Annotated in this window: 19 protein-coding genes and 3 tRNA genes; 8 read left to right on the top strand and 14 right to left on the bottom strand. The window is 59.2% G+C overall.

Annotated features, from left to right (window positions below; all coding sequences use genetic code 11):
- Window positions 1–14 precede the first annotated feature (14 nt).
- The 3 genes from Q0X21_RS05810 to Q0X21_RS05800 form a co-directional block, all read right to left on the bottom strand.
- Window positions 15–779, bottom strand: coding sequence for a decaprenylphospho-beta-D-erythro-pentofuranosid-2-ulose 2-reductase (locus Q0X21_RS05810; protein ID WP_297850880.1), 765 nt, complete (start codon window positions 777–779; stop codon window positions 15–17).
- 52 nt (window positions 780–831) lie between these two features.
- Complete coding sequence (locus Q0X21_RS05805; RefSeq protein WP_297850878.1) at window positions 832–2247, bottom strand: FAD-binding oxidoreductase; 1416 nt, start codon at window positions 2245–2247, stop codon at window positions 832–834.
- Between the two features lie 117 nt (window positions 2248–2364).
- Complete coding sequence (locus Q0X21_RS05800; protein WP_297850877.1) at window positions 2365–2586, bottom strand: hypothetical protein; 222 nt, start codon at window positions 2584–2586, stop codon at window positions 2365–2367.
- A gap of 45 nt (window positions 2587–2631) precedes the next feature.
- On the opposite strand from Q0X21_RS05800, the gene Q0X21_RS05795 reads away from it, so the two are divergent.
- The 3 genes from Q0X21_RS05795 to Q0X21_RS05785 are packed head-to-tail and all read left to right on the top strand — an operon-like array spanning window position 2632 to window position 4490.
- Complete coding sequence (locus Q0X21_RS05795) at window positions 2632–3108, top strand: hypothetical protein (RefSeq protein ID WP_297850876.1); 477 nt, start codon at window positions 2632–2634, stop codon at window positions 3106–3108.
- Between the two features lie 20 nt (window positions 3109–3128).
- A complete protein-coding gene (locus Q0X21_RS05790; RefSeq protein ID WP_297850875.1) occupies window positions 3129–4058 on the top strand; it encodes a hypothetical protein in 930 nt (309 codons plus the stop codon).
- 6 nt (window positions 4059–4064) lie between these two features.
- Entirely contained in the window at window positions 4065–4490 is a 426-nt protein-coding gene (locus Q0X21_RS05785) for a GtrA family protein (RefSeq protein WP_297850873.1), read from the top strand.
- Between the two features lie 6 nt (window positions 4491–4496).
- Here the strand turns inward: Q0X21_RS05785 and Q0X21_RS05780 are convergent, their stop codons facing one another.
- Window positions 4497–5459, bottom strand: a complete 963-nt coding sequence (locus tag Q0X21_RS05780) for a glycosyltransferase (RefSeq protein WP_297850872.1) — start codon at window positions 5457–5459, stop codon at window positions 4497–4499.
- Window positions 5460–5978: 519 nt separating this feature from the next.
- On the opposite strand from Q0X21_RS05780, the gene Q0X21_RS05775 reads away from it, so the two are divergent.
- Window positions 5979–6965, top strand: coding sequence for a hypothetical protein (locus Q0X21_RS05775; protein WP_297850871.1), 987 nt, complete (start codon window positions 5979–5981; stop codon window positions 6963–6965).
- Window positions 6966–7093: 128 nt separating this feature from the next.
- Here Q0X21_RS05775 and Q0X21_RS05770 read toward each other — a convergent pair whose 3' ends face one another.
- Both Q0X21_RS05770 and Q0X21_RS05765 read right to left on the bottom strand, forming a co-directional pair.
- On the bottom strand, window positions 7094–7897 hold the full coding sequence (locus tag Q0X21_RS05770) for an ABC transporter ATP-binding protein (RefSeq protein ID WP_297850870.1): 804 nt from the start codon (window positions 7895–7897) through the stop codon (window positions 7094–7096).
- Between the two features lie 15 nt (window positions 7898–7912).
- A complete protein-coding gene (locus Q0X21_RS05765) occupies window positions 7913–8824 on the bottom strand; it encodes an ABC transporter permease (RefSeq protein ID WP_297850869.1) in 912 nt (303 codons plus the stop codon).
- A gap of 90 nt (window positions 8825–8914) precedes the next feature.
- Here Q0X21_RS05765 and Q0X21_RS05760 point away from each other — a divergent pair, with 90 nt between their 5' ends.
- Both Q0X21_RS05760 and Q0X21_RS05755 read left to right on the top strand, forming a co-directional pair.
- Window positions 8915–10165: an aminotransferase class V-fold PLP-dependent enzyme gene (locus Q0X21_RS05760; RefSeq protein WP_297850868.1), complete on the top strand. Its 1251-nt coding sequence runs from the start codon at window positions 8915–8917 to the stop codon at window positions 10163–10165.
- A 78-nt stretch (window positions 10166–10243) separates the two neighbouring features.
- Window positions 10244–10328, top strand: a tRNA-Ser gene (locus Q0X21_RS05755).
- 79 nt (window positions 10329–10407) lie between these two features.
- Here Q0X21_RS05755 and Q0X21_RS05750 read toward each other — a convergent pair.
- The 8 genes from Q0X21_RS05750 to Q0X21_RS05715 form a co-directional block, all read right to left on the bottom strand.
- Window positions 10408–11292 carry a GDSL-type esterase/lipase family protein gene (locus tag Q0X21_RS05750; protein WP_297850867.1) on the bottom strand — a complete coding sequence of 295 codons (885 nt, stop codon included), beginning with the start codon at window positions 11290–11292 and terminating at the stop codon, window positions 10408–10410.
- Between the two features lie 164 nt (window positions 11293–11456).
- Window positions 11457–11834: a phage holin family protein gene (locus tag Q0X21_RS05745; RefSeq protein ID WP_297850866.1), complete on the bottom strand. Its 378-nt coding sequence runs from the start codon at window positions 11832–11834 to the stop codon at window positions 11457–11459.
- Between the two features lie 63 nt (window positions 11835–11897).
- Entirely contained in the window at window positions 11898–12560 is a 663-nt protein-coding gene (locus Q0X21_RS05740; RefSeq protein WP_297850865.1) for a trypsin-like serine protease, read from the bottom strand.
- A 36-nt stretch (window positions 12561–12596) separates the two neighbouring features.
- Window positions 12597–13586: a hypothetical protein gene (locus tag Q0X21_RS05735; RefSeq protein WP_297850864.1), complete on the bottom strand. Its 990-nt coding sequence runs from the start codon at window positions 13584–13586 to the stop codon at window positions 12597–12599.
- A complete protein-coding gene (locus tag Q0X21_RS05730; RefSeq protein WP_297850863.1) occupies window positions 13583–14218 on the bottom strand; it encodes an ATP-binding cassette domain-containing protein in 636 nt (211 codons plus the stop codon). Before Q0X21_RS05730 ends, Q0X21_RS05735 begins: the two co-directional genes overlap by 4 nt.
- A 20-nt stretch (window positions 14219–14238) precedes the next feature.
- A complete protein-coding gene (locus tag Q0X21_RS05725) occupies window positions 14239–14565 on the bottom strand; it encodes a hypothetical protein (protein WP_297850862.1) in 327 nt (108 codons plus the stop codon).
- Between the two features lie 190 nt (window positions 14566–14755).
- Complete coding sequence (locus tag Q0X21_RS05720; protein WP_297850861.1) at window positions 14756–15106, bottom strand: hypothetical protein; 351 nt, start codon at window positions 15104–15106, stop codon at window positions 14756–14758.
- Between the two features lie 341 nt (window positions 15107–15447).
- A complete protein-coding gene (locus Q0X21_RS05715) occupies window positions 15448–16464 on the bottom strand; it encodes a histidinol-phosphate transaminase (RefSeq protein ID WP_297850860.1) in 1017 nt (338 codons plus the stop codon).
- A 93-nt stretch (window positions 16465–16557) separates the two neighbouring features.
- Here Q0X21_RS05715 and Q0X21_RS05710 point away from each other — a divergent pair.
- Window positions 16558–16647 (top strand) — tRNA-Ser (locus tag Q0X21_RS05710).
- A gap of 1 nt (window position 16648) precedes the next feature.
- Window positions 16649–16724 (top strand) — tRNA-Arg (locus Q0X21_RS05705).
- The last annotated feature ends 235 nt before the right edge of the window (window positions 16725–16959 follow it).

Raw genomic sequence — 16959 nt, 5'->3', positions numbered from 1 at the left:
GGCAGTTGCCGGTATTAGAAGCTCAAGCGGCGCATGATCGGCGCCGGAATGTGCTGCAGCACGAGCGAAATCGGGCCGAAGAGTTTGTGCACGAACACGTTCGGCTTGCCAGCAAGCGCGGCGTTGACCGCAGCTTTCGCTACTTCTTGCTTATCGACGGTCAACGGCGCCTCATCCAGCCCCTGAGTCATCTTTGTGCGCACCTGGCCCGGACGGACGACGGTGACCTTCACACCCGAATCACGCAGCGCTTCGCCGAGCTGGGTGTAGAAGCCGTCCATGCCGGCCTTGGTGGCGCCGTAGACGAAATTGGAGCGGCGCACCTTCATGCCAGCCACAGAGCTCATCGCGATGATGTGGCCGTGGCCCTGCTCCTTGAGCTTCTGGCCCAGCAGCACGCCCACCGAGACGGGCGCGGTGAAGTTGGTCTGTGCCGAAGCGACTGCAGCTTCCTGGTTCTGCCACAGTTCTTCCTGGTCGCCCAGGGTGCCAAAGGCGACGATGGCCACGTCCACGTCACCGTTAGCGAAAGCTTCGTCGATCACGGCTGGGTGGGAAGCGGTATCAAAGGCGTCGAAATCAACAACTCGCACTTCGCCGGCGCCGTGGCTGGTGACCTCTTTCACGGCAGCGTCGATACGCGGGCTGTTCTGACGTGCTGCCAGCGTGACGGTGGGCTTGCCGCCGCGGGAGACCAATTCGTCGACAATCGCGAGACCGATCTCGCTGGTGCCGCCGAGAAGAAGGATGTTCTGTGCCTGTCCTACTGCATTGAGCATTGTGTTTCCTTTGCTTTCTCTTTGTCTGTTCTGTCCGTGAAGCCGTGGGGCTTTAGGACAGCTCGAGCCTGCGGGACATGTCGGAGGCGAACACCCCAGTCGGGTCGATCTCGCGGCGAACCTTCAGCCAATTGCCCATCTCCGGGTACATCTTGTGGAAGTTCTCCGCCGAGGTGCGGGATTCCTTGGCCAGGTAGAGGCGACCACCGAATTCCATGACCTGATCGTCAAGACGGTCGAGGAAGGAGTGCAGCCCATCGCGGATGGGGAAGTCGACACAGACATTCCAACCACGCATCGGGTAGGACAGCGGCGCACGGTTGCCTTCACCGAACAGCTTGAACACATTCAGTGCGGTGTAGTGGCCCGACGACTGGATGTCGTAGATGATCTGCTTGAACGGCTCGACCGCATCGGTGGGCACCACGAACTGGTACTGCAGGAAGCCGGCCTTGCCGTAGCCACGGTTCCACTCCGCGATCATGTCCAGCGGTTGGTAGAACTGCGTCAGGTTCAAAATATCGTTTTGGCTGGGCGAACCCATCATGTAATACGCCTCGCCAATAGCCATGAGCGAAAGCTTGTTCATGGTCCAGGACGGGAAGATATCTGGCACCGTCATCAGCTGTGGGGCAGAGAATTTCAGCGGGTCCTTAGCCAACTTCGGTGCGTATTCCTCCAGCTGAGCCAAGGTGGCCAGCGAGCCGCGGGAGATCGTGGAGCGACCCGTCTTCGGTGGTGCAGAGATCGCATCAAACCATGCCGAGGAGTAGGTGTAGCCCTCTTCCTGGCCGTGAGAGTGCTCCTCAATCGTCTCGTCGAGCGTCTTCGTACGCACCGTGTCCGAGATGAAGTAGGCGGTCTCCGTGAACGTCATCTGAATGCGTGCACGGAGAATGATGCCAGTCAGACCCATGCCACCGACCGTTGCCCAGAACAGCGTTCCGTCCGGGTCATCTGCAGAGCCTTCCGGCTCAAGGTGCAGCACGCGGCCGTCAGCGACGAGCAGCTCCATGGACAAGACGTGATCGCCGAAGGAGCCTGCGGAGTGGTGGTTCTTGCCGTGAATATCCGGCCCGATTGCACCACCGATGGTGACCTGGCGGGTACCCGGCAGCACCGGAACCCACAGGCCGTACGGCAGCGCCGCCTTCATCAACTGGTCCAGAGTCACACCGGCATCCACATCAACGATGCCGGTAGAAGGGTTGATCTCGTGGATCTTGTTCAGGGCCTGCATATCGATGACCAGGCCACCGCCGTTTTGCGCAGGGTCACCGTACGAGCGGCCCATGCCACGTGCGATGACGCCACGACGGCGGTTTTCCGGGAGGGTCGCATTGTCTTCAGCGACCTGGCGGACGGCCTGCTTGATCACATCGACATCCGGTGTGGACAGGACGTGCGCGGTGGTGGGGGCGGTGCGTCCCCAGCCATAGAGCGATTTCGTAGTGGTGTGAAGTTCCATCTCTTCCATCCCCATAGATTGTGGTTGCCCATCTGTGGGCACTGGTGGCCAGCCTAGTCACTGCCGCTAGGCCCTCTGGTCGCTGAAATGCCTTTAGCTAGGCGGAAGCGAGCAGAATCACAGATCCATGATCTCGCGGATCCGCTCCGGAAGATCTTCCTGGCCTGTGATCGTCGGTTTGCCGGACTCCTGGTATTCCCGAAGTTCCTCGTAGACGATTGAGCGGCTCGTGCTATCCAAAAGTGGCAGTTCTTGAGCCACCAGACGAGTCATGAAGTCATCCAACGGCAGGTTGGTGAGCTGGGCGGCAATGTGTGGAGAATCATCGGTATTGGCCATGGTTGCCATCTTACGGCCGTTACTCCCGCCGGTAACATGACGACCATGACGGAGCAGAAGACAGTTCAGGGGCAAACGGGTGAGGAGCGCATTGATTACAACGCGCTGGACAACACCACCGGCGGCCGGTTGATTCAGGCGGCATTCGCGGTCGCTCTAACGGCTGTGCCGGATTATGCGCGTTCCACACCCGCACGGATCGCATCGTGGGTCGGTCTGACCGCTGCGTTTGCTGGCACGGTGGCAGCATTCAATGCGTTTGATGAGGACCCGCGCAATGACCTCACTGCCCAAGTTGAGCAAAGTTCTGACACCGCGAGCCCAGCCCGCACGTGGGCGGTGCTCGTCGTTGGTATTGCGCTTTTGATCGGTGGTGTGCGTTTGAGCCTCGCTGTTCAAAACAAGCTCGCGGATGCGCTGCGCCGACGTGGTGTGAAGCGCCCGCACACCGTGCTCGGGCTGATCGCCGGAGCCCTGCTTTTCGCCGACGCAGAAATTGATGCCCGCGTCAACATTTCCTAAATCTCATTAGGCTGGGGTGTATGCCGAGCACGTTGTATCGACCGCACCGCCACCAGCAAGTGGCGCATGTCGTCGACCTCGATGCAGCTCGCGTCCGCCTTCGCGGACCAGACAGCAACCAGACGCGCACGTTGCTTATTCGTTGCGGCACATTGCTTGCCGACGAAGAGATCCTCCGCCACCTCGGCCTGTCCTCCTCCAGCACTCTCGAGGAGGTCCAGCAAGCTCTCCTGATTGCATTTGCTGTCCCGCAGGATGGGTCAGCTCCCAGCAGGTTTACGCGCGCTGAAGCTGATTCCGGTCGACTTGATGTCACCGATTCCATCGGTGACTATCTGCGCGAAACTGGCGATGAGCTCTTCTTTCACTGGGGCTTGTGGCGCTTCACCCTCACTCTCTTAGACATCTACCCGCGTGATTCCGCCACTCCGCGCACCCTGTGTGTCGCCGGCGCGGGTGATTTCGCGGGTGAGCCTTTCGATGTCGCCGCCATCAACGCCCAACTTCTCGGGCCCTCTGCCGTTGAAAGTGTCATGGCCAGTGTCCGACCCGAAGTCATAGATGTGGTCACCCGTTCGCAGACCATGGATTTCCTGCCACTTCTGCAAGCCCTCGACCTGGCTCGCCCCACGGAGCTGGCACCGGAAACCGCACGCATCCTCGACACATTGCCCCGGGAACGAACCCACGAAGCACGCGACGCATTCTGGTGCACAGTGCTCGCCCTGGCCTGCCTTGTCGACGAACCAACCACCGACGACGTCACCGAATCCGCCATGGCTGCCCTTGGTTGGCCACGCGATGACGGCACGCCCTATTCCGCAGAGGAGATCCACCAACTCTGCTCTGGTTCCCTGGTCCGACTCGCATCGGTGGGCGGATATGGGGCGGGGGGACGGTCGGTCGTCGATAAGCTTGATCTTTATCGCGCACTGCTTGGGGTAAAGTAATCCGGCGTGTCTTCCAAGGTTGAAGCGACTTCGTCCCCGGACGCCAAAAGTCAGCTTGTACGTTTCCTCGTCGTCGGTGTCTTCTGCGCCGTACTCGATTTCGGTCTGACGTACCTGCTCACGCACGCAATCGGATTCGACCGCGTGACCGCGAAAGTCTTCGGCTGGTGCCTGGGCACCCTGGCCGCCTACCTGCTGAACTCTAAGTTCACATTCCAAGCGGAAATCACCGGCAAGCGTGCGCTCGCCGTGTTCATTCTCTACCTGTCCACTCTCGGCGTGCAGACAATCCTGTACTGGCTGACCAACGACCCGCTGATTGCGCTTGGGCTTGTCGATCCCTGGAAGGACACCGTGTCCTTCATCATCGCCCAGGGCGTGGCCACCATCACCAACTTCATCCTGCAGCGCGTCCTGATTTTCCGCGACTAGCTGTGGTTATGGGCGCTGGAAGTTCTCCTGTGCACCCATGCGCAGAAGCTTCAGCCACTCCTTGAATTCCTGCGGGCTGCGACGCTGAATGAGGAAGAACCACCCGAAACGAACGACTTCCTGCAGCTTCATCTTCTGCATCCCGCGCTGATTGATGATGTACCCGCGATTGCGGTACGTGAAATAGCGTTTCGTGTCATTGTCTGGCCACTGTGCGTGCGCGCGGCCGCCCATGATCGGGTGGAATTCCGCCGACCCGTCCGGGTGCAAATACGCCGTGGTCAGCGCCGTGCCGTACTTCAACCCCGACTGCGCCAAACGACGGTGGTACTCCACCTCATCGCCGCGGATGAACAGGCGGTAATCCGGCACACCGATGCGCTCCATCGCCTTCGCGCTGATCAACGCGCCATTGAACAAGCTCGCGTACTGCGGCAGGAAATCGCCTTCCAACTCTTCGCGACGCCGGTGCCACGTCAGGCCCTGGCGCAGCGGAAACGCCAGCTGATTCGGGTCCTCGATATTGCACACGACCGGGGAAACCTCTGCCAGGCCTTCCCGTGCGGCGACTGCGTAGAGGGTTTCCAGGACGTTTTTGTCCGCCGGGCGGCCGTCGTCGTCAGCGCACCAGATCGCGTCCGCGCCCAGGGCGAGAGCGTGCAAGAAGCCGTACGCGAAACCGCCCGCGCCACCCAGATTCGTCCGCGACGGCAAATAGACCGCCTTCTCACCTGCCAGTTCAGTGACCAAGTCTTGGACTTCAGCTTCACAGCCGTTATCCACCACGACCACCCAGTCCACCGGGTGCGTTTGGCCCACGACCTGCTCCAACGAGTACCGCAGCAGCTCCACACGCTTATGCGTCACGATCACCGCCGCCGTCCTACCCTGCGGATTCAGCGTTGCATCTGCGTTGGCTGCGGCTTTTGCTCCGGCGTTGTCGCGAGGGCTCTCAGCGGGGGTTTTCATGCGCCCTATTCTGCCACGCGGCCCGTCCGGGGCCGGGGATCGCGCGCCATAGGGAGCTGATGATGACTGCGGTAATTAAGTAACCGCTGACCGCGTAATTGAAAAGGCCGCTACACATCTCATCGCTGAGTATGTCGTAGATCAGGAAAACGGGTGCTAGCAAAACCATCACGACTAAAAAGCGGTATGGAGATAGCACTTTTCGTTTGATCGAAACGTGGATTAGACAGCCCACTGCCACGATGCATAAGGAGACGAACAGCGCGACCACTGCGCCAAAAACGACATAGATCATGATTCTCTCCGATTATTAGGGATTCGCCACCACGTCCGTGGCCTTAAGCCTCTTCGTGGTCCTCTTCCTTGAAGCGGACGAGCAGGTCGCGAACGTAGTCGCCGTGGGCTCCGGCGTTGTCGCGAGGGCTTTGAGAGGTAGTTTTCGTGTGCCCTATTCTGCCACGCGGGCCTACTTACCTTGGGCAAGGAACCGCAGCGCTGCCGAGGGAAGTCTAACCAGGTATGAACAACCGAACCCCCAACCCCATCCGCAAAACCATCACCCTGCGAAACAACATGGACGTTGCAACCCGACACATGCATACGCTTCGCGACGATGGCATAGGCACCCAAATATCCCAAGGCCACTACCTCGCTGAACTTGCGATGCGACCGCAGGAATTGGCTTTTAAAGAATCAGCATGTCATCCACGCGACATCATCTACCGTGCACCTGCTGATGCTCGAGCCGTGGCCATGGCACTTGAACGCCCGCGCCATTCCATCTGTGGGTTGAGCGCGCTGGCGGCATATGGCCTGCGGTTCTTCGCAGATTGCTGCGACACCACGCTCCATGGGCCCGTTAGGTGTGCCGTGGAAGCTACGCAGTTCACGCCGCGGATTACTAGAGCGAGACGAACTGCCGGGTGGATCGTGTTTTTCCAGGAACAGTGTCTCGCCATTTCAGAGCCTTCCCACGCAGTAGTTGAGGCGCTTTTGGATATCCGCGCAGAACAGCATGCGTGGCCAGTGCCACAAATACCTGGTTTCGGCCCGATTGAGATTCGTGCGATTCAACTTCTCGATGCTGTGCGGAGGCATTTAGGAATGAGGATCGAACAGATCCAGGCAGCGGCACGGCATCGTATCGGGAAAAGGTGGTTAAACAAGGTGATCGGCGATTCGAGTGAGCAAGCTGACTCTCCAAAGGAGACTGAAATGCGGTTGATGTGCGCCAGGATCTGTAACGAGCTGGGAATCGAATTAGCGGAGCAAGTGCCCCTGATTGTCGACAGGAAAATTGTCACGGTATTTGATCTTGCTGTTCCGGAGCTGAAGATCGGGATCATGTATGACGGTGAACACCATCTTCAGCGAAACCAGCGTGATCGAGATTCGCGAATCAATGTGGAAAGCACGCTACAGGGATGGGTGGTCATCCGGGTTGCGGCGGGCACTCTGTTAAAGAGCGCGGACTACTTGAGAAGGCTAGTGGAGAGCAAGCGGTGAACGATTTGACCACCTTGACATGCGCAAAACTTTATAACCGCAGGTAGTGGGGTTTTCTTCCTTTGGTTTGATGCTCGCTCATGTTAAATCGTTCACCAGCATCGGCAGGCTCTCTCCTAGAGCCTCCCTTAAGCCTCTTCTTGGTCCTCCTCGTTGAAGCGGACGAGCAGGTCGCGGACGTAGTCGCCGGCTTCGGGGCCCTCGTAGGCTTCGACGACTTCGTCGACGAGGCCGGCTTTTCTGATCTGGCCCTTGTCCACCCACAGGGCGGTGTTGCAAACCTGGGCCAAGAAATCGTTGGAGTGGCTGGCAAATACTAGAATTCCTGATCGCTTGACCAGTTCAGCGAGGCGGACGCGTGCTTTGGCCATGAAGGCGGCGTCGACGGCGCCGATGCCTTCGTCAAGGAGAAGGATCTCGGGCTCAATGGATGTCACAACACCAAGGGCCAGGCGGACGCGCATGCCGGTGGAGTAGGTGCGCAGGGGCATGGAGAGGTAGTCGCCGAGCTCGGAGAATTCAGCGATCTCGTCCATCTTGGCGCGCATCTGTTTGCGGGTCTGACCCAAGAAGAGGCCGCGGATAATGATGTTCTCGTAGCCGGAGATCTCCGGGTCCATGCCAACGCCGAGGTCGAAAACCGGGGCGACGCGGCCGCGGACATCGGCAACACCGCGGGTGGGCTCATAAATGCCGCTCAAAAGACGAAGCAACGTGGACTTACCAGCACCGTTGTGGCCGACCAGGCCGACGCGGTCGCCTTCGCGCAGGTGCAGGTTGATGTCCTTCAGAGCTTCGACGACGACGGTGTTGGAGTCATTCTTGCCGATGGAGCCACCAGCCGAACTCATGACTGCCTTCTTCAGGGAGCGGGACTTGGCGTCGAAGATGGGGAAGTCGACGCAGGCGTTGTAGGTGTCAATGGAAACCATGGTGAACTCCTTGATTTACACCCAGTAGGGGACGCGGAAGCGCCAGAATTTCATGGCGAGCATGGCCAGGAAGAGACCGATGACGGTGCCGGCGAGAACGATGAGCCAGTGGTAGGTGGCCACGGGTTCGCCGATCAGTGGGGCGCGGACAATCTCGAGGTAGTGGTAGAGCGGGTTGAGCTCGGCGATGCGTGCGCGCTGGGCGACTTCGCCGCCTTGTTCGCGCAGGGTCTTGGTGGTCCAGACGATCGGGGTGACGTAGAACAGCAGCTGGACAAGGGCCTCAAGCAGGGGAGCAACGTCGCGGAAGCGGGTGGCGATGATGCCAAACAGCATGGTCACCCACACGCCGTTGATGATCATCAGGGCGAGCGCCGGAATGAATAGCAGCAGGTTCCACCCGAGAGGAATCCGGAACACCAGCACGAGGATCAGCCAGATCACCATGTTGTGGGCGAAGAACAGAAGTTGGCGCCACACTAACCGGTAGACGTGCACTGATAGAGCCGAGGGGAGTTGTTTGATCAGGCCTTCGTTCTCAATGAAGACATTCGCGCCGTCCTTGATACATCCGGAGATGAAGCCCCAGACGATGAAGCCGACGGTGACGTGAGGGAGGAACTCGCGCACGGAGATCTGGAAGAGCATCGAGTACAGCAGACCCAGGGCGAGTGACATCACGCCGGTGGCGATGGTGATCCACAGCGGGCCGAGCGTTGAGCGGCGGTAGCGCTGTTTGATGTCTTGCCAGCCGAGCTGGAGCCACAGTTCGTATTGGCCCCAGCCACGGGCGAGGTCGGCGCCGGCTGCGCCGAGTGTGGTCGACTTCGACGCGGGAGTGTCGTGGTTGGCTGCCGAGGTCATGCGGGAGACGTCGGCAAGCAGCTTTTCGTTGTCCTGCACTTGTCCCACCCTAGTGCCCTGCATGGGCCAAGTTGTGCAGGCATACTTGTTGCTTGTGGCGTGGGTGGTGTTCAATATCCACACACATTGATTTCGTCCGGAAGGGAGCGGGTCGTGGCTTACGATGTTGCCAGCGTGCGTGGGCTTTATACCTCACTTTCGGATGGGTGGACCTATCTCAATGCGCATGATTGCCCGCAGGTGCCGGAGCGCGTGTCGGCGGCGGTGGCGCGTTCTTTCCGGTTGGCTACGGCAGTAGCGGCGCCCGAGGTCAATGCGGGGTCGCACTCGCGGAAGGCAATGGGACGTCCGGAGGGGGAGGCGTTTGTGGCGTCGGCACGCCACGCGGTCGCGGATCTCGTGGGGGCGTCGGCCGAGCGTGTGGTGCTGGGCCCGAGTTTGCCGGTGCTGTATGCGTCGTTGGTTACGGCGATGGCGCCACTGTTCCGTCATGATTCTTCGGTTGTGCTGAGCCCGCTGGACGCGCCGGCGCTGACCGCGGCGTTGCGTCGCGCGCCGGCAAAGGTCCGCACGGCTCAGGCAGATTTGGGTACGGGCGAGGTCCCCGCGTGGCAATATGAGCAGCTTATCGACGGCACAACCCGCCTCGTCTCCCTCCCCGTCGCCCACCCGCAACTGGGCACGGTGAGTTCTGTCGCACAGATCGTTGATCGGGGGAGGGACCGTTCGCGTGCCTGGGTTGTCGTGGATGCCTCTTCTTATGCGCCATACCACGCGATTGATTTTGATGAGTGGGGCGCGGATGTCGTCGGCCTTGACTTGGGTGCTTTGGGTGGCCCGCACATGGCGGCGCTGGTGGTGCGCGATACTGCGATGTTCAAGCGCTTGGAGGCTCTGACTGGTGATGAGCGTTTAAGTGGCGCGGCGAAGCTGCAGCTTGATGTGTCGCCGGGCCTCGCTGGCGGTGCTGCAGGGCTGGTGGATCACCTCGCGGACCTCGTGCCACATGATGGTGGACGTTCCACGCGCCGGGCTCGGTTGGTCAAGGCGATGGGGGAGACGTCGTTGTACCTGGATGGCTTGCGCGATGATTTGTACACCTTCTTGGGCACATTGCCGGCGGTGCATATTCTTGGCGTGACTGGCGAGGCTGCGTCTGAGGCCAGCGAGGATCGTCTGCCGCGGCTGACTTTCGGTGTGCAGGGCGTGCCGTCGAAGACGGTGTATGAGCGTCTCTTCGACAATGGCATCGTGACCACGTTCACTGCCCCTGAACAGGCAACGCAGCTGCTCACTGAGATGGGCATTGAGGAAATGGGTGGCGCTGTCACCGTCGGCTTGGGCCCCTTCAACACCGAAGCGGACGTGGAGCAGCTCATCCGGGTTGTCGCGTCCTTGGCTTAAAGGGTCCGGTTCCGGCATTAACTGGGACACAAGAAGCTGTGTTGTAAGGTGATTAAGTCGCACTTGCATAGGCGACGAGGAGACGTGGCAGAGCGGCCGAATGCACTGGTCTTGAAAACCAGCGAGGGTCACACCTCCGGGGGTTCAAATCCCCCCGTCTCCGCAAGATGAAGTCCCCCGGTTCTGGTTAACCCAACTAGCCAGAACCGGGGGACTTTAGCTCTTGAAAAGCTCTTTTCAGATTACAGGTGGCGAGTGATCTGCTGCGCCATGAAGCGGGAGCCTGCGGGGGTGGGGTGCAGGCCCATGTTGTGCTCTGCATTGGTGTCAATGGCACCGGCGACCCAGCGCTGCGAATCACGTGCACAGGTGCTGTGGTGACGCGATGGGTGCATCATTTCCACGTAGGTGGCACCGGAGGCAGCGGCAGCTGCGCGCTGGTTGGCGCGGTTGATGTTCTCAATGCGGTGCAGGGTGGGGAAGGGGATGCCCAGCGGTGCGTTTGGCACCACGTTGATGAAGCAGAGGCTGTTCAGACGGTCCGGCTCGGTGACGGAGAGGGAGCCGCTGATCAGGATTTTTGCGCGCGGGGCTGCAGCGCGTGCCTTGGCCACGGCGCGACGAATGTTGTTGACGTAGTCGGCGCGCATCTTGCCCTCGTTGAGCGGGTCAGCACCGCGCTGGATGCCGTACGGGCCGAAGTCGTTCATGCCCACTGCGATGACAACGGCACGGGTGCCGCGGTGAATGTCGCCGGCGGCGATAGCACGGTCGACCTTGCCGGGGATGACGTGGGAGGACTCGGCGGTGCAGGAGTAGTCCGCGATGGGTGCGCGGGCGACAGCGCCGAGCTGGCGCGGCCAGTTATTCGGCGCCTGCAGGCAGCCGCTACGGCTGGGGTAGGTGCCCCACACGAAGTGCTTGATCTGCGGGATCTGAACCTTCTTCAGGGTGTTGCGCAGTTCATCCGGGTTGGAGGTGTACGAGTCGCCGAAGGTGACGATGTTGCCGTTTGGGGCAGCGTCAGCGGACGGGACCATGGCGCCAGCACCGATGGTGGTTGCAGCAATCGCAGCTGCAGTGAGCATGCGCGCCAGACGGGGCTTGCGGCGGTTAAAAAATGACATTAATGAGCCTCAGTTCATCGCATGGGGCAGTTGTGAAAATTTTATACTAGCGGAGAGTTAAGGAAACCGTAAGAACTACCTGGATATTAGTTCGTTTGAACAAAACAGATTGAGTAGAAAAATCCCGCTCCCAGCGAGAATGCCAGGAACGGGAAAGGGGGCAGTTAGGCAGCGGCTGCGCCGAGACCAGCGGTCTTGAAAATGGCCTCAACGATCCAGCTGGCAATAGCCATGACGATCGCGCCGAAAAATGCAGCCCAGAAGCCACTGATTTCCAGACCGGTGCCAAGACCGTTGGAGATCCAGCCGACGATAGCGAACAGCAGGGCATTGACCAACAACGAGAACAAGCCCAAGGTGAGAATCCGCAGCGGAAGGCTAAGCAGCTTCACCACTGGGGAGATAAAGGCGTTGACAAACATGAACACCAACGCAACCCAGATGAAGGCGACAGCGCCGCCCATCACTTCGACGCCAGGAACGATAAGGGTGACGAGCCAGAGTGCGATGGCGGTGGCCACGACATCAATTGCGAAACGCATGAGTTTCCTCCTCAATCATTATTCAAATTTTCGGGCACCACCCACCGTACTGATTAGGTGCGACTAGTGGAGATCCTCGGGTAGAAAGGTTAGCGCCGAGTATTCACCGTTTCCGCCGTTGAGGATTCCAGCCAAGCAGCCAGATTCCGCGTAGACGGGTGCGCCGGAATCACCCGGCTTGGAGGAATTATTGGTCAGCACATATTCGGCCGGGTAGGACTGCCCGAACGCTTCCGCGTCCTTCTTTACCGGCTCTGAGACGATCGCGCCAGATTGCTCGCCGGAAAACGCACCGTCCATAGTCACAGCAGTAGTGGGCGCAGGCTTATCGACGCATGCCTTCACCGCATCCGGTGTTTCATACTCCTTCTCCAAGGAGATGACGGCGAGATCAACGCCCTTGCCGTCGACGAGGTAATTATCGGTGATTTTTCCAACGACATGATCGCCGTCGCGCACTTCCGCTCCTTCCGGGCCACAGTGGCCAGCGGTGATGGCGGTGTCATCATTAAGGAAGGTCACCGAGCACTTATTCACGGTCTCACCATCGATATGCGTGGTCACAACTGGTGTTGTCGACGCTTCAGCTTGGGAACCAAAAGGGAAGACAGCTGCTGCACCAGCGGCAGCGCCGACAGCGAGTGCTGCTCCTAAAACGAGGTGGCGGCGTTTCTTCTTCTGTGCCTGGTCATGTGTAGGTGAGGGGGCTGAATTCTGAGCGGACATTGTGGCGAATGATCTCCTTGTGCAGATGCGGGAGTTCTAGCGGTTGCGGATAATGCGTTCTTCAGACAGGCGTCGAGTAGCGATGATTGGAGGTAGCGCCACGACCGCACTGGCGACCAGCATGAGCGGAATGGTGAAGCTGGGTGCGTCACGGATAGCAGCGGCGATGCCAGTTAGGGCAGAAGTGAGGACGAGAGCCAGGAACATGATCGCGGCCTTCCCGAGACCACGGGTGTACAAGATGAACCCGTGGAGGAAGAGAGCGCCGGCAACAATGGAAAGAGCCATGGCCGCGGCTGTTCCGGGATGAATCCCGACGAGAAGGCTCGCGGTGAGCGCGCCCAAACCAGCAAAGATGGAGTGCGTGAGCGCAAAGCGATGAATCTGCTGCTTGAGGTAGCCGGGAATGAAGAAGCCCGGTGTGAAGGTGCCCAGCCGACGGGCAAAAGCGAGCTCGGTACTGAAGATGGCCACGAGCGATGCAGATGAAACGACCGTGTCTGTTGGAACAGTGTCGCGGAGAGGGATGACTGTTGCTGCGACGATGATGGGGCCGACGAGCGAGAACCCACCGCCACGGATGAATCTTTCAATCTGATCGTGCCCATTGGCCAGTGCTGTTTCGTGGCCAATGAGGATCAGGTTTTGAATGAGCAAGACACCAGCCGTCAACGCGATGAGCGCAGGTGATGCCTGAGTGATGATGCTCAAGGCAATGAACAATGCGATTGCCAGGAGTTCAACGGCAGTCAGGCCGGCGATGGCCCTTTCCACGCGGGTGCCGGGCCAATTCATCGTGGAGGAGCCCAATGACAATGCACGCGAATCTGAAGCGGAAAGAGCGAGCAGACCTATCCACGCGAAAGTGAAGGCAATGACATTGCTGATGAGTTCGAGGTGGCTGGAGACGAGGAGGATTCCCGCGATCGTCGCAAAGCGGAAAGCGTGACGGACGATTCGGGTGCTGGTCTCAGCAGGGAAATAGCTTGACCGAAGAAGCGCGATGGTGCGTGAATTCAAATTCATGATGCTTCGCGGAGGTGGCCGTCGTTGATCTCCCACGTGGTGTCGATGGGAAGCAGGTGGTCGACCGACCTGTGCGAGACGATCAGGGCAGCTGCCCCGGCCTCAACCTGCTCCTTGATCAGCCGTGCCATGACCTCTTGGCCATAGAGATCCACTTCTTCAAATGGTTCGTCGAGGAAGAGAATGCGTCGCGGCCGCGCCACCACAGGAAGAAACAATGCTTTTTTGCGATTGCCCGATGACAGGTTCGCGATCAGCTCTTTTTGCCGTCCGCGGCCACCGAGCTCTTCCCACAGGGCAGTGACTTCTTCTGTTGGGAGTGAGAAACCCGATGAGATGAGTGCGAGCCAGTTCTGCAGCACGAGGTTGGGGTACCCAGCGATGGTGCTGGGCATGTATCCGATTTCCTCCTGGTACTGCTTGGAACCCGGATTATGCGGATAAGCCCACGTGCCGTGGCGGAGCGGGATGAGCCCCAAAGCGGAATCAATCAGCGTGGTCTTGCCGACGCCGTTGGCGCCAACAAGTCGAGTGATCGTTCCGGGGTGCAGCTTGAAATCCACGCCCTCAAGAAGCACTTTGTCACCATGCCCGACACTCGCGCCTTTGAGGAACGGGATTGCTTCACTCATACTCATCGATCCCCTGGGGTTTATGCCTCGAGCAGTTCGCGGATCTCGGCGTAGCCACGATCGTAGAACTCCGTAGCCTTCTTCGTGTCCACGATTTCCTTGCTGCGCGGGGAAAGCTGCACCGTGGTCGGGCTGTTCTCATCAGCACCTTCCTGGACATCGATATTCATCGGTGCCTGGTAGTCATCGGTGAGGAATACACCGATCATCTTGTACTTGAACAGGCTGCCGACCTTGGCGCTCATCAGGTCCTTGCTCTCTTCTTCGATCTTGAAATTATCGAGCGGGGAGAGACGGTTCTTGATTTCGTCGATGGACAGAGTGGTCGTGAACTGGGTGCTGTGCATGATTGCTCTCCGATCTGTCTGTGTCGGTTAAAGAAATTCTAGAAGTTTTGGCTTGTTTGAAGGATTGTTTGTAGGGAGATAAAAGGTGGAAGTAGTTGCCCGTGAAGGGGCGTAATCCCAGCTACGGTACCTTTTAGCTGGAATCACGGGCCTTCCATGAGCGAGTAATAGCTCTACTGGTTAGTACTGATTAGTCGCCATCGGTGAAGTAATCGATGGCGCCGCCTACTGCGCCGGTGACTGCACCGCCGACACCACCAACAGCAGCGCCCGGACCGCAGCCGACGCCGGCACCGCCGATGGCGCCGGTCACGCAGCCACCTGCTGCACCGGTGACAGCACCCTTAGCTGCGCCGCCACCAACTTCGCTCCAGAAGCCGTATTCGTTGATCTCCACTGCCTGGGCCTGCTCAGCGGTCAGGACTTCAGTGGCAGGAGCGTCGGTGTCTGCATTCGCGATGGCCGGGGAGATGGCGACAGCGCCGAGCGCGCCGAATGCGCCGATGGCTGCGATGGAGGTGCGTGCGTTGAGTTTGGACATAGGCAAAGGTTTTCCTTTCCTCGGTAGGGCCGAGACCGCGCATGGTGAAGCGTTCGGCAGTCTCGAATGAAGTGAATGGTGTGTGAGATGAACGGGGTGAAACCTCCGCGATCATTCGGGAGCTGTCGAAGCCTCGCTGCGGAACGTTCCTCGGTGGTGTGCACCGCGTTCACCAACGACGCTAAGTGCGGTTGTCTTGGCCCTTCAACGACTGCACCGTTCAAGTTGTGGACACGTTATTTGGAAGTTGTTAATCCGTAATAAGAATTTCGGAGCTATGAAGGCAAAGAAAAACGCCCTTAAGCAGGGCGTTTAAGAGGTGTTGGTGGGGCTAATATTGCTTAGGAAAGCGCATTCCACGCTGACAGGAATTCATCAGCTTCTTCCTGGTTGGTCACAGTGATGCGCAAGCCTTCCGGGAAGGCACGGACAAGGATTCCACGGGTTGCCAGCTGTTGCGCAAGATCAGCGGAATCACAATCGGGCACCCACACGAAATTCGCTTGCGAGTGCTGCGCGCCGACAGCATCGGCGACGTCATCGCGGACAGCGACGGTGTCTTCGACTCGTGCGAGGAGCTCTTCGGAATGCTGGAGCGAAGCGATCGCACCAGCCTGTGCGACGGAGCTGACCTGGAACGGAACGCCCACCTTGTCCACGGCCGTGATCAGTTCGGGGTTGCCAAAGGCATAACCGACACGGACGCCAGCCAGGCCATAAGCCTTGGAAAATGTGCGCAGGCAGATCAGATTCGGGTAGTCGCGCCATTCGTCCTGGCCATTGACGGCAGTGGTGTCGCGGTTGAACTCAAAATAAGCCTCATCCAGCGCGACCGTGACGTGCTCTGGAACTTCGGCCATGAAGTCATGGAATTCAGAAGTCGACAGAACTGCACCGGTTGGATTGTTGGGGGAGCAGAGGAAGATCAGGGACGTTTTTTCGTCGATAAGCGAAAGCATGCGCTTGAGGTCATGCGCGCCGTCGATAAGCGGCACGGGGCGTGGCTCGGCGCCGGTGATGCGGCAGAAGATCGGGTACGCCTCAAAGCTGCGCCACGGGAAGATGATGTTGTTGTCCGGGGTGGACGTGGCCTGCGCCAACTGCTGGCACAGTGCGGAAGAACCGCAGCCAACGGCGATATTTTCCGGCTCGACACCCAAGTGCTGGCTGAGTGCGCGCTTCAGTGAAACCGCGCCCATGTCCGGGTAACGGTTGCCACCTGCTGCTGCCTTGGCCATCGCTTCTGCAGCGGCGGGTAGTGGAGTGCCGGCAACCTCATTAGAAGACAGCTTCAACGCATCCGGGTCGGTCTTACCCGGCACGTAAGTGGGAATGGCATCAAGGTCGTGGCGGATCATGGGTAGTTAGTCTAGGTGCCGTGCCCGCACCTGGGTGCGCTACCCAAGTTTTTGTTCGACCGCCGGGTTGTGGGTAGTGTGTAACAAGGCTATGGAGATGTGCCAGAGTGGCCGATTGGGGCTCCCTGCTAAGGAGTTGACCTTTCACGAGGTCCGCAGGTTCAAATCCTGTCATCTCCGCCATGCGCCCGTAGCTCAACGGATAGAGCATCTGACTACGGATCAGAAGGTTGGGGGTTCGAATCCCTCCGGGCGCACCAATGTCCTCAGTCGCGACATAGTTGACAGATCAGTCGCGACATGGTGGACAAACCGGCGTCTTGGTTTTTATTTTTCCAAGGCGCCGGTTTTGGTTTTTAGGTCAGGGGTGGGTCGCCTATTCGCCAGTATGGTTTTTGGGAGTGGCGGGATGCGTCGAACTAGTTTGCCTGGACGGTTTGAGGGTTAAGTAGCAAAAAGTGTGTCCGCTCGGCGTGTCGCGGGGCGGACATTTCT

Origin of the sequence: uncultured Corynebacterium sp. (assembly GCF_947253065.1) — a bacterium.
Taxonomy (GTDB): Bacteria; Actinomycetota; Actinomycetes; order Mycobacteriales; family Mycobacteriaceae; genus Corynebacterium.
The sequence above is the reverse complement of the archived record's forward strand: the minus strand, read 5'-3'. Positions and strand labels throughout refer to the sequence as shown.

Excerpts from the sequence above, each read along its gene's own strand:
- Q0X21_RS05800 (WP_297850877.1), bottom strand. The coding sequence starts at position 2,586 with ATGGCCAATACCGATGATTCTCCACACATTGCCGCCCAGCTCACCAAC.
- Q0X21_RS05735 (WP_297850864.1), bottom strand. The coding sequence starts at position 13,586 with ATGAATTTGAATTCACGCACCATCGCGCTTCTTCGGTCAAGCTATTTC.
- Q0X21_RS05775 (WP_297850871.1), top strand. The coding sequence starts at position 5,979 with ATGAACAACCGAACCCCCAACCCCATCCGCAAAACCATCACCCTGCGA.
- Q0X21_RS05725 (WP_297850862.1), bottom strand. The coding sequence starts at position 14,565 with ATGCACAGCACCCAGTTCACGACCACTCTGTCCATCGACGAAATCAAG.
- Q0X21_RS05795 (WP_297850876.1), top strand. The coding sequence starts at position 2,632 with ATGACGGAGCAGAAGACAGTTCAGGGGCAAACGGGTGAGGAGCGCATT.
- Q0X21_RS05810 (WP_297850880.1), bottom strand. The coding sequence starts at position 779 with ATGCTCAATGCAGTAGGACAGGCACAGAACATCCTTCTTCTCGGCGGC.
- Q0X21_RS05780 (WP_297850872.1), bottom strand. The coding sequence starts at position 5,459 with ATGAAAACCCCCGCTGAGAGCCCTCGCGACAACGCCGGAGCAAAAGCC.
- Q0X21_RS05765 (WP_297850869.1), bottom strand. The coding sequence starts at position 8,824 with ATGCAGGGCACTAGGGTGGGACAAGTGCAGGACAACGAAAAGCTGCTT.
- Q0X21_RS05740 (WP_297850865.1), bottom strand. The coding sequence starts at position 12,560 with ATGTCCGCTCAGAATTCAGCCCCCTCACCTACACATGACCAGGCACAG.
- Q0X21_RS05730 (WP_297850863.1), bottom strand. The coding sequence starts at position 14,218 with ATGAGTGAAGCAATCCCGTTCCTCAAAGGCGCGAGTGTCGGGCATGGT.
- Q0X21_RS05750 (WP_297850867.1), bottom strand. The coding sequence starts at position 11,292 with ATGTCATTTTTTAACCGCCGCAAGCCCCGTCTGGCGCGCATGCTCACT.
- Q0X21_RS05770 (WP_297850870.1), bottom strand. The coding sequence starts at position 7,897 with ATGGTTTCCATTGACACCTACAACGCCTGCGTCGACTTCCCCATCTTC.
- Q0X21_RS05720 (WP_297850861.1), bottom strand. The coding sequence starts at position 15,106 with ATGTCCAAACTCAACGCACGCACCTCCATCGCAGCCATCGGCGCATTC.
- Q0X21_RS05805 (WP_297850878.1), bottom strand. The coding sequence starts at position 2,247 with ATGGAACTTCACACCACTACGAAATCGCTCTATGGCTGGGGACGCACC.
- Q0X21_RS05715 (WP_297850860.1), bottom strand. The coding sequence starts at position 16,464 with ATGATCCGCCACGACCTTGATGCCATTCCCACTTACGTGCCGGGTAAG.
- Q0X21_RS05745 (WP_297850866.1), bottom strand. The coding sequence starts at position 11,834 with ATGCGTTTCGCAATTGATGTCGTGGCCACCGCCATCGCACTCTGGCTC.
- Q0X21_RS05790 (WP_297850875.1), top strand. The coding sequence starts at position 3,129 with ATGCCGAGCACGTTGTATCGACCGCACCGCCACCAGCAAGTGGCGCAT.